Below are 14,848 nucleotides of genomic sequence, written 5' to 3' on the forward strand. Positions count from 1 at the left end.
GAAAGGATCACGGACGGATAAGACATAGCGCGACGGCCGGTCACGGCGCAGCCGGCTACTGTCAGCCTAGCAGGCCGAGGGACGACTCCGCCTTCACGCGGCGAAGGCGGCCAGCCGCGGATGGCGCCAGAGCGGCGCGACCGGCGTGCGCGGCGCGGCGCTCATGCTGCCGGGAGCCAGCGGGCCGCCGGGGAAATGGAAGTCGCTGCCCAGCGAGGCGTACAGCTCGCGCTCGACGAGCTGGCGCGCCAGGTCGCGGGACAGGTCGGGGTTCTGGAAGCCGCTGATCAGCTCCACCGATTCGCCGCCGGCCGCGGCGAAGTCGTCGATCAGCAGGCCGCGCTTGCGCCGGGTCAGGCCGTAGCGCAGCGGATGGGCGAGCGACGCCACTCCGCCGGCGTCGCGCACCCATTCGATCGCCGCGCCGAGGTACGGCCAGTGCATCTTGACGTCGCCGCGCTTGCCGGCACCCAGGTAGCGCTTGAAGGCCGCGGCCATGTCGGGCACCAGGCCGGCTTCGACCAGCGCGCGGGCGAAATCGGGCCGCCCCAGTGGGCGCTCACTCGCGGCGCAGGCGCGTGCCCGGGCCAGTGCGTCGTCCAGGCCGACCGCCTCGAGCCGCTTGGCGATCTCGATGCCGCGCCGCTCGCGGGACTCGGCCTGGGCCGCCAGCCCCTCGACGAGCGAGCCCTGCACGCCGGCGGGCAGATAGCCCAGCACATGGATGGTCACGCCCCGCCACTGCACCGAGAGCTCGGTGCCCGCGAGCAGGCGCAGTCCCAGCCGATCGGCCGCCGCGGCGGCCTCGGCCATCCCGGCGACGGTATCGTGGTCGGTCAGCGCCACATGGCTCAGGCCGCGGCCATGGCACAGCGCCATCAGCTCGGCGGGCGGCAGCGCGCCATCGGAGGCGGTGGAGTGCATGTGCAGATCGACGCCGGTGACGGCCTCGAGCGAATCGGGGAGTGCGATCATGGGCATGACGCCGGCAGGCGTCTTTGTCAGAATAAGGCCGGTTATGGTGCGCGCCCCTTCGCAACGGGTCAACGCCAACTCGGCCTGCGCCACACGAGACTCCTGCCAATGAAGCTGTTTATCGACTTTCTGCCCATCGCGATCTTCTTCGCGGTCTATCATTTCTCCGGCGACATCGTGCTCGCCACCCTGGTACTGATCCCCGCCACGCTGGCCCAGGTCGGCTTCGTGCGCTGGCGCTACAAGCGCGTCGAGAAGATGCAGCTGGTGACCCTGGCGCTGGTGGTCGTGCTGGGCGGAGCGACGGTGATGTTCCACAATCCGGCGTTCATCCAGTGGAAACCGACCGTGGTCAACGCGCTGTTCGCGATGGCCTTCCTGACCGCGCCGCTGTTCGGCGGCAAGACGCTGATCGAGCGCATGATGGGCCACGCCATGAGCCTGCCGGGGGCGATCTGGAAGCGCCTCAACCTCGCCTGGGTGGTGTTCTTCGCCGCCATGGCGCTGCTCAACGTCTACGTCTTCAAGACCTTCGACGAGGCCACCTGGGTCAATTTCAAGCTGTTCGGCATGCTCGGCCTGACCCTGGCGTTCATCGTCGCCCAGGGCTTCTATCTGCGCCGCTACCTGGCCAGCCCGCAATGAAAGACAAGGAGACACCCATGCTTTATGCCATCCTCAGCGAAGACGTGAAGAACAGCCTGGACAAGCGCCAGTCGGCACGCCCCGACCACCTGGCACGGCTCGAGAAGCTGCGCGACCAGGGACGGCTGGTGCTGGCCGGCCCGCATCCCGCGGTCGATGCCGAGGCCCCCGGCGACGCCGGCTTCAGCGGCAGCCTGGTGGTCGCCGAGTTCGACAGCCTCGACGAGGCCCAGGCCTGGGCCGACGCCGACCCGTACGCCATCGCCGGCGTCTACGCCAGGGTCACCGTCAAGCCGTTCAAGAAGGTCCTGCCCTGATCCGGGCGGACGGTCGCCGGTCGGGGGATAAGACGCCTCGGTGGCCCCCGCCGCACGCGGCGCAGCCCCTCCCGTTCGCCGACATGGCCGAAGGGGCCGCCGCCAACGCCTTGCTTTTGCGCAGGAAAAGCCCGATGGCCGGGTTATCCACGACAGCGTTATCCACAGCCGCGTTTTGCACAGTCGCTGTGGAAAACCCTGTTAAGAGACGGCGGACACACCGCGCGTCGGCAATCACCACGCCGCCTCACCGAGATCGATCAAATAATGACCAACTGGTTTCAGGCCCATCCGCCGGAGGAGTGCGAGCGTGTCGCGAAGCGCCGATGACCCTGCCCGTCCGCTGTCGCCGCTCACCGCGCTGACCCCGGCCGAACTCACCTGGCAGGCGGACGACATCGGCGAGGCGCCGCACTCCAGCCGCTTCGGCGATGTGTACTTCTCGCGCCACGACGGTCGCGCCGAGGCCCGGCACGTGTTCCTCGAAGGCAACGATCTGCCCCGGCGCTTCGCCGCCTGGATCGAGTCGCGCCCGTTCGTGATCGGCGAGACCGGCTTCGGCACCGGGCTCAACCTGCTCTGCGCCTGGGCCTGCTTCGAGTCCCGTGCCCCGGCCGGGGCCCGTCTGCACCTGGTTTCCACCGAGCGTTTCCCGCTGGCCCGCGATGACCTGGCGCGCGCCCTGAGCGCCTGGCCGGACCTCGCGCCCAAGGCGCGCCGGCTGATCGCGCAATGGCCCGAGCCGGTCAGCGGCGTGCATCGGCTGTGGCTCGACGAGCGCGTGACCCTCGACCTGCATTTCGGCGACAGCGCCGAATGTCTGGCACAGCTGGACGGCCGCGTCGATGCCTGGTTCCTCGACGGCTTCGCGCCCAGCAAGAACCCCGAGATGTGGCGGCCGGAACTGTTCGCGGCCATGGCCCAGGCGAGCCGGCCGGCGGCGAGCGTGGCCACCTTTACCTGCGCCGGGGTGGTCAAGCGCGGGCTCGCCGCCGCCGGTTTCGCCTGGCGCAAGGCGCCGGGCTTCGGGCGCAAGCGCGAGATGCTGTGCGCCACGCTGGAAACCCCCGCCGAGGACGACCGGCGCCGCGAGACGCCCTGGTTCGTTCCGCCACCCCCCCGGCCGGCGCGCCACGTCGCGGTGATCGGCGCCGGACTGGCCGGCGGCTGTGTCGCCCAGGCCCTGGCGCGGCGCGGCATCGACGTTACCCTGCTCGACCGCGAGGCACCCGGCGCCGGGGCCTCGGGCAATCGCCAGGGGGCGCTCTACGTCAAGCTCGCCGCCGAGACCAACCGCCAGAGCCGCGTCTATCTGGCCGGGCTGCTCCACAGCCGTCGCTGGCTCGCCGAGATAGATCCGAGGCGCCGACTGTGGCGGGACTGCGGCGTGCTGCAACTGGCGACGGGGGAGCGCGAGACGCGCCGCCAGCGACGCTTTCTCGCCAATCACGCCCTGCCGGCGACGGTGGTCGAGGGGCTGACCTCGCTCCAGGCCAGCGAACGTGCCGGGCTGGGCGGCGAACGCTCGCTCGCTCACGGCGGGCTGGAGTATCCACAGGCCGGCTGGGTGCGCCCCGCCGAGCTGTGCCGGTCGCTGGCCGCCACCCCGGGCGTGACCTTCAGGCACGCCACGGTCGAGGCCCTGCTGGGTGATCAGGCGGGCTGGACATTGCAGCTGGCGAACGGCGAGACGCTGACCGCCGACCAGGTGGTGATCGCCACGGCGACCCAGGCCAACCGCTTTCCCCAGACCGCCGAACTGCCGCTGCAGCCGATCCGCGGCCAGCTCTCGAGCGTCGCGCTGCCGTCGGGCAGCCCCGGTCTCGAGCGGGTGGTCTGCGCCGGGGGCTACGTGGCGCCGGCCTGTGACGGCGTACTGAGCTTCGGCGCCAGCTTCGTCCCCAACGATGACGACGCCGGGCTGCGCGAGGCCGACCATGCAACGAACCTGGCCGAGCTCAGACGCACCTTGCCGGGCTTCGTGGACGCGCTGGAGAAGGCCGGCGCGCGGCTGAATCCGGACGAGCTCGCCGGGCGTGCCGCGGTGCGCGCGGCGAGTCCGGACAAGACGCCCTACGCCGGGCCGGTGCCCGATGCGACCCGCTGGCAAGCCGACTACGCGGCACTGGCCAAGGATGCCCGGCGCGTGCCGCAAGCGCCCGGCGCCCATCATGCGGGGCTGTGGATCAGCGCCGCGCATGGCTCGCGGGGGCTGGCCAGCGCACCGCTGTGCGCCGAGCTGATCGCCTCGCGGATCTGCGACGAGCCCTTGCCCGTGGCGCGCGAACTCGCCGATCACCTGCACCCCGGCCGGCGCCTGATCGCCGACCTGGTGCGTGGCAACGCCTCGCCCCGGGCGTGACCGGGGCGGCAGTGCCGGCTTACTGCATGAACCAGCCGTGGCTGACCACGATCGACTGGCCGGTCAGTGCGTTGGAGGGGAAGGTGGCGAGATACAGCGCGGTCTCGGCGACATCGGCGACGGTGGTGAACTGCTTGTCGACGGTGTCCTTGAGGAACACCTTCTCGACCACCTCCTCCTCGCTCATGCCGTGCTCGCGGGCCTGATCGGGGATCTGCTTCTCGACCAGCGGGGTCTTCACGTAACCCGGGCAGATGGTGTTGGCACGGATGCCGTAGGCCGCGCCCTCCTTGGCCATGGTCCGGCACAGCCCCAGCAGGCCGTGCTTGGCGGTGACGTAGGGCGACTTCATCGCCGAGGCCTCGTGGGAGTGCACCGAGCCCATGTAGAGCAGGCAGCCGCCGCTTTCCTGCTGCATCATCTGGCGGAAGGCGGCGCGGGTGGTCAGGAAGCTGCCGTCGAGCTGGATGTTGGTGACCTTCTTCCAGGCGTCGTAGGAGAGCTTGTGGATCGGCTCGACGTGCTGCGAACCGGCGTTGGCGATCATCACGTCGAGCCGCCCGTAGGTGTCGACGGTCTGCTTGAAGGCGGCCTCGACCTGAGCCTCGTCGGTCACGTCGGCGGCCACGCCGAGTGCCGTGCCGCCCTGCTCGGTGATCTCGCGAGCCGCGGCCTCGGCCGCCTCACGGTCGAGATCGAGGATCACCACCTTGGCACCCTGATTGACGAACAGCCTGGCGATCTCCTTGCCGATACCGCTGGCGGCGCCGGTGATCAGCGCCACCTGGTCCTGGATGCGGCCCTGTGCCGGATGCTGTGACATTGCGCTCTCTCCTTGGTCGATCCACCTGGCGGCCTTCTGCGGCCTGGCAAGCGGTAGGCGACGCCAGCGGCATCGCTTCATTGAATCTAGTAACTTAGCGCCAGCCAAAAGGACTTGGCAACGACTGCCGATCCCGGCTCAGACGTCGGCCGCGTCGGTCATCTCTTCCAACTCGCCGTCCTCCCGGCTGCGGTAACTGCAGACCTCGGCGCCGATGTCGTCGCTGACCGGGTCGCGCCGGCAGGGGCAGACCTGAAGCGCGCGGGTCATGTCCCGTTGGCCCATCCGCCAGCGCTCCATGATCGTGGCGTAGGAAAAGTCGATGTCCTTCTGGGCGGTTTCACTTTCGCGAACCGGTGCCAGCAGGCGCACGATGTTGACCGGCGAACGCTCCGCCTGCTCCAGCAATTGCTGGATCTCGGGGCGCTGGCGCGTCTGCTCGTCCAGGTGCCGGCCCAGCGTCCTGATCGCCTGGCGCTGGCTATTGAGCTGCTTGAGAAAGTGCAGGTTGTGGCCGGCGCGGGTCGAATACTGGATATCCTTCTCGCGGAGCATGGCCTCGGCGATGGTCTCGGGCACCGGCCCTTCGGGGCTCCACAGGTCGACGACATAGCAGTTGACCGCCATGTCGCTGCCCGGACGCTCGCTCTCGACCACATAGTCCATCGGCGTGTTGGAGCACAGGCCGCCGTCCCAGTAGGCCTCGCCGTCGATCCACACCGGCGGGAACCCGGGCGGCAGGGCGCCGCTGGCGAGAATGTGCTCGCTGCGCAGGGTGTCGTGCTGGCTGTCGAAGTAACGCATCGCGCCCTTGGCGACATTCACCGTGCCCACGCTCAGGCGCATGCCGTCGTGCAGGTCGCGGGTGCCCAGGCGCTCGAAGTCGATCAGCTGCTCGAGGGTCTCGCGCAGCGGTGCGGTGTCGTAGAAGCTCGGCGGCACGTCCCAGAGATTGTGGGTGTAGGGGATCAGCCACGGCGGGCGCGGCCGGAAGAACCCCGGCACGCCGGACGTCAGCGCCATGAGCTTGGCCGCGCGGGCCTCGTGATGCGCCAGGGCGACGCCCGAGCTGTAGCCGGGCTGGGCGATGCGCGTCCAGAACGCCCGCAGTTGGGCAAGGCTCTCCTCGCGGCGATTGCCGGCGATCAGCGCGGCGTTGATCGCGCCCACCGAGGTGCCCACCACCCAGTCCGGCTCGATGCCCGCCTGCTGCAGCGCTTCGAAGACACCGGCCTGATAGGCGCCGAGCGCCCCGCCGCCCTGCAACACCAGGATATTCATGGCTCGTGGCATGTTGCCCCCTGACGAGACGATGAGAAATCGACCCCGCCCTTGGCGATAAGTGCCGTCATTGCGACGGCTCGACCTCTCACTCTAGGAAAGAGAGTGCTGCATCGCAACATGCCATGAGTCCCATACCAGGCGATCATGGCTGGAAAGGACTGGCCTGCTGCTCTTCACTGAACCATCGAATAGTGAACGGGAACTTCCTTCGCTGTCTTTTTGTCCATACAATAAAACCAATGATCATCGAGTTCGACCCCGACAAGAACGCTCGAAACGAGCGAGAGCGCGGCCTTCCCTTCAAGGCAGTGGAGCGCTTTGATTGGGAAGCGGCAGTATTCTCGGAAGACAACCGTTTCGATTACCTGGAGCGCCGCTTCATCGCCCTGGGCAAAATCGGCCAACGCGTCCACGTGGTGTGCTTCACGCCGATCGCGGAGGGGATTCGAGTCATCAGTCTGAGGAAGGCCAACCCACGAGAGGTACGCCGTTATGAAAACGCGACTCACGGATAAGCATGGCGAGGTCCGCGAACTCACCGACGCCGACGTGAAGCGTATGCGCCCCATGCCGGAAGTCTTGCCCGCCGATCTGCAACGTACGATCGGCCAGCGGGGCAAGCAGCATGCACCGAGGAAGGTGAAGACCTCGATTCGCCTCTCCCGGGAGGTGATCGAGCATTTCAAGGGAGAGGGCGAGGGCTGGCAGCGCCGCATCGACCAGGCCCTGAAGCAGTATATTCGTGAGCATGGCCGCGGCTGACGGCGCCCTGGGCGCCGTCAAGGACGCCTCCCCCCGCCTGGCCAGGCCCGTCTAGCCCTCCTCGTCGTCGGCCAGGTCGCGGCCGAAGGCGCGCCACTGGGCCAGCGTCATCACCTCGGTGGTCTCGGTCTGCAGGTCGTGGGCGATCAGCAGTTCACCGCGTTCGAGCTGGCGCTTGAGTTCGGCCACCCAGCCGCGCATGCCCTCGCCGGTGTCGGTGGTGTCGTAGCCCTGGCGGGTGACGTAGGTCTCGAGCAGGGCGTCCAGGGTCTCGCCCGGCAGCATGCGATACGGAACGTCGATGAAGCGATCATTCATCAGGCTTGCTCCCATTCTTCGAGTCGCGCCAGGAAGGTTGCCTCGTCGAGGATCTCGACCCCCAGCTCCTCGGCGCGGGTCAGCTTGCTGCCGGCGGCCTCGCCGGCGACCACCGCGGCGGTCTTCTTCGAGACGCTGCCGACGACCTTGGCGCCCAGCGCCTGCAGGCGCGCCTTGCCTTCGTCGCGGGTCAGGCTCTCCAGGCTGCCGGTGAGCACCCAGCTCTGCCCGGCCAGCGGTTGCGCCCGCTCGGCGATTGCTTCTTCGTTCCAGATGACGCCGGCCTCACGCAGCTGGGCCACCGTCTCGCGGTTGTGCGTCTCGCGGAAGAAGGCGTGGATGTGCGCGGCGACGACCGGCCCGACATCCGCGACGGCCTCCAGCGCTTCCTGGCTGGCTTCCATCAGCGCCTGCAGGGTGCCGAAATGGCGCGCCAGGTTGTTGGCGGTGGCCTCGCCGACCTCGCGGATGCCCAGCGCGTAGATGAAGCGCGGCAAGGTGGTATGCCGGGCCTTTTCCAGGGCCCTGACCAGGTTGCCGGCGGATTTCTCGCCCATCCGCGGCAGCTCGCCGAGCCTGTCGGCCTGGAGTGCGAACAGATCCGCCGGCGTCTTCACCCACTCACGTTCGACCAGCGCGTCGATCAGCTTGTCGCCGAGACCGTCGATATCCAGCGCCCGGCGGCTGGCGAAATGCTTGAGCGCTTCCTTGCGCTGGGCCGCGCAGTACAGCCCCGCCGGGCAACGGATCGCCACTTCGCCCTCGATCCGCTCGACCTCGGAGCCGCATACCGGGCACCGGTCGGGAAAGGCGATCTCGCGGGCATCGTCGGGGCGCTCGTCGTCGAGCACCCGGACCACCTGGGGGATCACGTCGCCGGCGCGGCGGATCACCACGCGATCGCCGATCATCACCCCCAGCCGGGCGATCTCGTCGGCGTTGTGCAGCGAGGCGTTGGAGACCGTGACCCCGGCGACGGTGACCGGCTCGAGCCGCGCCACCGGGGTGATCGCGCCGGTGCGCCCGACCTGGAACTCGACGTCGTTGAGGCGGGTGGCCTGCTCCTGGGCGGGAAACTTGTAGGCGATGGCCCAGCGCGGCGCGCGGGCGACGAAGCCCAGTTCGCGCTGCGCTCGCAGGTCGTCGACCTTGAGCACCACCCCGTCGATGTCGTAATCGAGCCGTTCGCGCTTGTCGCCCAGCGCATGACAGTAGTCGAGCACTCCCTCGGCGCCTTCGACGACCGCCAGCTCCGGGCTGGTACGGAATCCCAGCTCGCGCAGACGGGCCATCAGCGCCGAGTGGCTACCGGCCGCCTGGCCCTCGTCGATACGTGCCGCCTGGTAGGCGCAGAACTCCAGCGGGCGCCGGGCGGTGATCCGCGGGTCGAGCTGACGCAGGCTGCCGGCGGCGGCGTTGCGCGGGTTGGCGAAGACCTTGCTGCCCTCCTCGCGGGCCCGCGCGTTGAGCGCCTCGAAGCCGGAATGGCTCATGTAGACCTCGCCGCGCACCTCGAGCAACTCGGGAATGGCCGTGCCGCGCAGCTTGAGCGGGATCGACTTCAGGGTCCGGAGGTTGGAGGTGATGCCCTCGCCGGTGCGCCCATCGCCCCGCGTGGCACCGCTGATCAGCCGCCCCCGCTCGTAGACCAGCGATACCGCCAGGCCGTCCAGCTTGGGCTCGCAGCAGAAGGCGAGGTCGTCGTCGCCGCGCTCCAGACGGTCGTTGATGCGCTTGACGAAAGCCTCGACCTCGCCCTCGTCGAAGGCGTTGTCCAGCGACAGCATGGGCACCGCGTGCTCGACCTCGGCGAAGCCCTCGGCCGGCGAGGCGCCGACCCGCTGGGTCGGCGAATCCGGCGTCACCAGTTCCGGGTGGGCCTGCTCGATCTCCTGCAGACGGCGCAGGCGCCGGTCGTAGTCGGCATCGGTGAGTTCCGGGTCGTCGAGGACGTAATAGCGGTAGTTGGCGTCGTCGAGTTCGCTGCGCAGGCGATTGATCTCGTCGAGCAGCCGGGGGGCGGTATGGCTCATGACAAACACGGTCTCGATGCGGCAATGATCAGAGTGTAAGTGGCCCGCGGCGTTACCGGCAAAGCCGGCCAGACAAACCACGACGCCAGCAGCGACACAAAAAAACGAGCCCCGTCAGGGGCTCGCAGAAGGGAGAGACAGTCTCTTCAGTTGGCGTGGGAGCGATGCAGCCGGTAGCGGCGCTCGAACTCCTGGACCCGCTGACGGGCGAACTCGACCGTCTGTGCGGTCATCACGCTGCGATTCTCGTCCTTCAGCTCGCCGCCCAGGTTGCGCACGATCACCATCGCGGTCTCGACCATCGCCTCGAAGGCGGCCGCCGAGTCCCGCGCGCCCGGCAAGGGCATCAGGAAGGTCACGCCCGGGGTGCTGAAGTCGTCCATGGTGTCGAGATCGAAGGTGCCCGGCTTGACCACATCGACCATCGCGAACTGCAGCTCGCTCTCGCCATCCTCGGTCTCGTAGCGCAGGAAGATGCCCATCTCGCTGTAGCGCAGGCCGCAGGCGAGCATCAGGTTGAGCAGGTCGGTGCCGGCGAACCCTTCCTCGTTGCGCGCCATGACGCTGATCACGACGATTTCGTCGGCGTGCGCCAGCGTCTCGCGGGCACGCTGCGCGCTGACATGATGCCGCTGGGCCTTCTCGACCACCGGGTGCGCCGTCACCACATCCTCACGTGGAGCTTCCTCGCGGGGCATGCTGCGGCGGGCGGCCTCGCGTTCGGTCTCGTAGGCGTCATCCTCGACGTCCGGCGCGGCCGCCGCGCCCACCGGTTCCAGACGCTGGTCGGCGAAACGCGGGAAGGTGAAGCCATCGGCCTCTTCGCGCGGCGCATCGCCACGCGACTCCTCGTATGACGCTTGCGACGGCCTCGACCCGTCGCGCGAGGCGCTCGTCGCATGCGCGCCCTCGCCGCCCAGGGTCGGCTCATGATGTTCGTCGTGCAGCGCGGGGGCGTCGTCGTGACGCTGCAGCGCCGAGGTCATGCGCTGCATCGACTGCGAGACACGCTGACCGCCGGAGCGCAGCGCGGCGGCCATGCCCGACTTGCCGCGCGCCTTGCCGGTGTCGGCCGGCGCTTCCCGCCGTGCCTGGAGTGCTTCACTCGGCGCTTCGCGGGCCGGCGCGTCATCGGCGGCGGCATCGTGGCGCGCCCGACGCGCCTCGGCGCTCGGCTCGCGACGTGTCGGTGCGCCCGCGTCCGCCGTATCGGCATGCGCGTTGGCACCCGCGCTGCGGGAGCGGTCGCGCACCGGATGCTCTTCCGCTTCGCCGGCACGGCTCATCCGCGCGAAGACCTTGGACGGCCCCGGGTGTTCCTGACGCTGCAGCTTGGGCTTCGGCTCGACCGAAGTCTGCGAAGCCGGCCTGACGACCCTTGCCCCTCCGTTGGGCAATTCCCAGTTCAGTTCGGCCCGGCGCGCCGCCTCTTCGGGGTCGAGCGCCTCGCCACTGTCCTCATCCGTTTCACTCGCACCGCTCGGCACCTCGTCGAGGCGAGGGACTTTACGCTGGCGTTGCAGGCGGCGCACACCGTCGACGACGATGATGGCCACCAATGCCAGCCCGAGGATGATCAACCACTCTCTTAGTTCCATGGGTCGTCTTGCCTGTTTGCTAAGGCGCCATGCCTGATGTCCAGTTCGTCACTAGCATAGCGCGATTGCTAAAAAAAAGGCCACTTTATTTAGAAAGTCAACTCTTTCCTCAGCCCAGTGCAACCGCCCTTCAATTCAGCCTGTTTATCGTTGGTCTTTTGCGTTGTTAATGCATTGCGGCATTGACTGCAAGTTTTTCATGCATCGGCAAGCTCTGCGGCCTCCTCGACGCCCACCGAAACCAGACGCGAGACACCCGGTTCCTGCATGGTCACCCCCATTAATCGCTCGGCGGCCTCCATGGCGATCTTGTTGTGGGTAATGTAGATGAATTGGACCGATTCCGACATGTCCTTAACCAGCTTGGCATAGCGCCCCACATTAGCATCGTCGAGTGGAGCGTCGACCTCGTCGAGCATGCAGAAAGGCGCCGGATTGAGCTGGAAGATGGCGAACACCAGCGACAAGGCGGTCAATGCCTTTTCCCCACCCGAGAGAAGATGAATGGTGCTGTTCTTCTTGCCCGGCGGGCGCGCCATGATGGCGACCCCGGTCTCCAGCATATCCTCGCCCGTCAGCGTCAGCCACGCCGTTCCACCACCGAAAACCCGGGGGAAAAGCTGCCCCAGCCCTTCATTGACCCGCTCGAAAGTCTCCTTGAAGCGGGTTCGGGTTTCCTGATCGATCTTGCGAATCGCCCGGTCGAGAGTCTCTAGCGCTTCACTCAACTCGGCATGTTGACCCTCGAGATAGTCCCTGCGTTCCGCTTGCTGGTCATATTCTTCGATCGCCGCCAGGTTGATCGCCCCCAGCCGGCGCACCTTGTCGGCGGCCTCCTCGAGGCGCGTCTGCCAGGCCGATTCGGTCGCGTCGGGGTCGAGCGTCTCGGCCAGGGTGTCCGCGGCGTGTCCCAGTTCGGCGAGGGTTTCGTCCTGGGCGTCGGCCTTGAGCTTGAGCGCCTGTACCTGCATGCGCCCCTCTTCCAGCTGGTGGCGGATGCCCTCGAGATTGCGCTCGTGCTGCTGGCGCGTCGCCTCGGTCTCGCGCAACCGCTCGCCGAGCTGCTGTGCCTCGTCGCGACAGGCGTTGAGCGCCAGCTCCTCGCGCCCACGGCGGTCGAGCAGTTCGTCGAGCTGTTCGCGCTCCTCGGCCTCGGGCTCGCGCAGGGTTTCGCGGCTCGCCTCGAGTTCGCTGCACTTTTCCTCGAGCCGGGCGCGCACCTCGGCGCTGCGTGTACGCTGCTCGGCCAGCCCGGCGCGCTCGGTGGTCAGCCGCTGGTGTTCCAGCGCCAGCTGCTGCGAGCGCTCCTGCAACGGCCGCAACCGGGCGCGCAGGGCGGCGAGCGATTCCTGGGCATCGCTGCGCTGACGCGCCAGGGTCTCGCGGCGCTGGCTGCTGTCCTCGAGTTCGCCCATCGCCGCCTGCCAGCGCTCGCGGGCCTCTTCGAGCTCGAGCGCCTGGGTCTCGCGCTGCTCCTGCAGGCCGGCGATGTCGTCGTCGAGCTCCCGGGCGCGGGCATCGACGTGTTCGAGCCGCGAGGCGAGGTTGCCTTCGGCGAGCGCCGCCTGCTGACGCCGCTGGGTCAGATCGCGCTCGGCGACGCGCGCCTCCTCGAGGCTCCTTTCGTGCTCGCTGTCGCGATCCTGAAGCGCGCCGAGCCGCTGTTCGCACTCGCCGAGCCGCGCTTCCAGCCGCTCCAGCTCGAGGCTCGCCGCATCGCGCCGGCGCTGCTGGGCGAGCACGCTGTCGGTGCCGTCGGCGAGGCCCAGGTAGCGCGCCCAGCCCTCGCCCAGCCACAGCCCGTCGGCGCTGAGCACGCTCTCGCCGGGCGCCAGCGCGTCACGCAGCGCCCAGGCCTCGCCGGCGTCCCCGGCACAGCGGATACGTGCCAGTATCGAGGCGGCGGCGCCGGCGCCCTCGACCTGCTCCGCCAGGGTCCCCGCCGCCGCCGGCCCGCTCGCGGTGCCTTCGATCAGCGCCAGCTCGCCGCTATCGGGGGCGCCATCCAGTGCCCGGCGCGGCAGTTCCGGCAGCAGCCGCGCATTGAGCCAGGATGCCAGCACCCAGGACACCGCGCGCTCCCAGCCGGGCGCGACGCTCAGCCCTTCGGCCAGCCGCGGGGCATCGTCCAGGCCGCGTTCGGCGAGCCAGCCATCCAGCGCGGCGTCCCGGTCGTCGAGGCTGGCGGCGATCAGCGCCTCCAGCGAGGCCAGCTCGCCCTGCAGCTGGCTGCGCCGCTGGCGGTCCTCCTCGCGGGCGGCCTCCAGCTCGCGCAGCGCGTCCCGGTCGCTGTCGCGAGCGAGCTGAATGGTGTCGCGACGGCTCTCCAGCGCCTCGAGTTCGAGGTCGATCTCGGCGAGCTGCTCGTTGAGCGTCTCGCGGCGTTCGCGCAGCTCCCGCTGATCGGGCAGTTCGTCGCGCTGCTGGCGACGGCGCTGGATGTCGCCGCCGAGGGTTTCCAGGGAGCGCTCCAGATTGCGCACCCGGTCCTGGGTGCGCTCGGCGTCGTGGGAAGCCTGACGGTCCGCCTCGGTGAAGGTCTCCCAGCGCTGCTGGGCGTCCTGATAGGCCGCCTCGGCCTCGTCGAGGGTCGCCTCGAGCTCGGCCAGCGACTCGGCGGTCTCCTCCTGCTCGGGGCCCAGGGTCTCCAGGCGCTCGTCGAGCCGCGCCAGGCGTTCGGCGTCGGCCTCGCCGAGCTCGTCGAGTTCACCGAGTTCGCGCCGCGAGGTCTCGAGCTCACGGGCCAGCTGCTGTTCCTGATGACGGGCGTGTTCGAGACGCTGCTCGAGCCGGGCGATCGCCGCGCCGGTCTCGTAGAAGCGCGCCTGGTGGGCCTCGAGCTGTTCGGCCAGGCGGTCGTGTTCCTGGCGCGACTCCTCGAGCCGGCTCTCGCACTGGCGCTGGCCGAGGATCTCGCGCTCGACCTGGATCTCCAGTTCGCGCACGCGATTTTCCTGCTCGCCCTGCTGGGCGCGCAGGGCGCGGGCGCGCAGCAGCGCCAGTTCGCCCTTGAGGCGGTGTTCCTGCTCCTTGAGGGTCTGGTAACGCCGCGCCGCCTCGGCCTGGCGCTTGAGGCGCTCGAGCTGCTTGTCGAGCTCCTCGCGGATGTCGTCGAGGCGCTCGAGGTTCTCCTGGGTGCGGCGCATGCGGTTTTCGGTCTCGCGGCGACGCTCCTTGTACTTGGAGATGCCGGCGGCCTCCTCCAGCGTCGAGCGCAGTTCCTCGGGGCGCGCCTCGATCAGCCGCGAGATCATGCCCTGGCCGATGATCGCGTAGGAGCGCGGCCCCAGCCCGGTGCCCATGAACAGATCGGCGATGTCGCGACGCCGGCACTTCTGGCCGTTGAAGAAGTAGCTCGACTGGCTGTCGCGGGTGACCACGCGCTTGACGCCGATCTCGGCGTACTGGGCATAGGGCCCGCCCATGCTGCCGTCGCGATTGTCGAACAGCAGCTCGATGGAGGCCTGGCCCACCGGCTTGCGCCCGGTGGAGCCGTTGAAGATCACGTCGGTCATCGACTCGCCGCGCAGGGTCTTGGCCGAGGATTCGCCCATCACCCAGCGCACCGCGTCGATGACGTTCGACTTGCCGCAGCCGTTGGGCCCGACGATCGCCGTCATGCTGCTGTCGAACGGCACGGTCACGGGGTCGACGAACGACTTGAAGCCGGCCAGCTTGATCGATTTGAGACGCATGCGGGTGTGGGGTTTCCTCGACGCCAACGGTCAACC

The 14,848-nt window shown here is 68.9% G+C and carries 12 protein-coding genes; 5 read left to right on the plus strand and 7 right to left on the minus strand.

The features are described from left to right. Positions 1-93: 93 nt before the first annotated feature. The gene (locus tag HR9077_RS05780; RefSeq protein WP_458692910.1) at positions 94-981 is read right to left on the minus strand and encodes a PHP domain-containing protein; all 888 of its coding nucleotides are present in this window, start codon (positions 979-981) and stop codon (positions 94-96) included. A gap of 102 nt (positions 982-1,083) precedes the next feature. Here HR9077_RS05780 and HR9077_RS05785 point away from each other — a divergent pair, with 102 nt between their 5' ends. The 3 genes from HR9077_RS05785 to mnmC all read left to right on the plus strand — a co-directional run bounded on the left by HR9077_RS05785 (position 1,084) and on the right by mnmC (position 4,299). After that, positions 1,084-1,620, plus strand: a complete 537-nt coding sequence (locus tag HR9077_RS05785; RefSeq protein ID WP_136066065.1) for a septation protein A — start codon at positions 1,084-1,086, stop codon at positions 1,618-1,620. Positions 1,621-1,637: 17 nt separating this feature from the next. Then, positions 1,638-1,937, plus strand: coding sequence for a YciI family protein (locus tag HR9077_RS05790; protein WP_136066067.1), 300 nt, complete (start codon positions 1,638-1,640; stop codon positions 1,935-1,937). Positions 1,938-2,247: 310 nt separating this feature from the next. Beyond that, positions 2,248-4,299 carry a bifunctional tRNA (5-methylaminomethyl-2-thiouridine)(34)-methyltransferase MnmD/FAD-dependent 5-carboxymethylaminomethyl-2-thiouridine(34) oxidoreductase MnmC gene (gene mnmC, locus HR9077_RS05795; RefSeq protein ID WP_136066069.1) on the plus strand — a complete coding sequence of 684 codons (2,052 nt, stop codon included), beginning with the start codon at positions 2,248-2,250 and terminating at the stop codon, positions 4,297-4,299. A gap of 19 nt (positions 4,300-4,318) precedes the next feature. Here the strand turns inward: mnmC and HR9077_RS05800 are convergent, their stop codons facing one another. Both HR9077_RS05800 and HR9077_RS05805 read right to left on the minus strand, forming a co-directional pair. Next, complete coding sequence (locus tag HR9077_RS05800; RefSeq protein ID WP_136066072.1) at positions 4,319-5,122, minus strand: 3-hydroxybutyrate dehydrogenase; 804 nt, start codon at positions 5,120-5,122, stop codon at positions 4,319-4,321. Positions 5,123-5,260: 138 nt separating this feature from the next. Then, positions 5,261-6,415 carry a patatin-like phospholipase family protein gene (locus tag HR9077_RS05805; protein WP_136066074.1) on the minus strand — a complete coding sequence of 385 codons (1,155 nt, stop codon included), beginning with the start codon at positions 6,413-6,415 and terminating at the stop codon, positions 5,261-5,263. A 230-nt stretch (positions 6,416-6,645) separates the two neighbouring features. On the opposite strand from HR9077_RS05805, the gene HR9077_RS05810 reads away from it, so the two are divergent. Together HR9077_RS05810 and HR9077_RS05815 are read left to right on the plus strand one after the other, a co-directional pair. Continuing rightward, positions 6,646-6,921 carry a BrnT family toxin gene (locus HR9077_RS05810; protein ID WP_136066076.1) on the plus strand — a complete coding sequence of 92 codons (276 nt, stop codon included), beginning with the start codon at positions 6,646-6,648 and terminating at the stop codon, positions 6,919-6,921. Further along, complete coding sequence (locus HR9077_RS05815; protein WP_136066078.1) at positions 6,899-7,168, plus strand: BrnA antitoxin family protein; 270 nt, start codon at positions 6,899-6,901, stop codon at positions 7,166-7,168. Before HR9077_RS05810 ends, HR9077_RS05815 begins: the two co-directional genes overlap by 23 nt. 51 nt (positions 7,169-7,219) lie before the next feature. Here the strand turns inward: HR9077_RS05815 and HR9077_RS05820 are convergent, their stop codons facing one another. From HR9077_RS05820 to smc, 4 genes are all read right to left on the minus strand, one after another. After that, the gene (locus tag HR9077_RS05820; RefSeq protein WP_136066080.1) at positions 7,220-7,486 is read right to left on the minus strand and encodes a YheU family protein; all 267 of its coding nucleotides are present in this window, start codon (positions 7,484-7,486) and stop codon (positions 7,220-7,222) included. After that, a complete protein-coding gene (ligA, locus tag HR9077_RS05825; RefSeq protein WP_136066082.1) occupies positions 7,486-9,519 on the minus strand; it encodes an NAD-dependent DNA ligase LigA in 2,034 nt (677 codons plus the stop codon). Before ligA ends, HR9077_RS05820 begins: the two co-directional genes overlap by 1 nt. Before the next feature lie 146 nt (positions 9,520-9,665). Further along, positions 9,666-11,117 carry a cell division protein ZipA gene (gene zipA, locus HR9077_RS05830; protein ID WP_136066084.1) on the minus strand — a complete coding sequence of 484 codons (1,452 nt, stop codon included), beginning with the start codon at positions 11,115-11,117 and terminating at the stop codon, positions 9,666-9,668. 197 nt (positions 11,118-11,314) lie between these two features. Then, positions 11,315-14,812 (minus strand): chromosome segregation protein SMC, encoded by a 3,498-nt coding sequence (gene smc, locus HR9077_RS05835; RefSeq protein ID WP_136066086.1) that lies wholly within the window; start codon positions 14,810-14,812, stop codon positions 11,315-11,317. Positions 14,813-14,848 lie beyond the last annotated feature (36 nt).

The sequence above is a fragment of the Modicisalibacter radicis genome, from assembly GCF_900961225.1.
Taxonomy (GTDB): Bacteria; Pseudomonadota; Gammaproteobacteria; order Pseudomonadales; family Halomonadaceae; genus Modicisalibacter.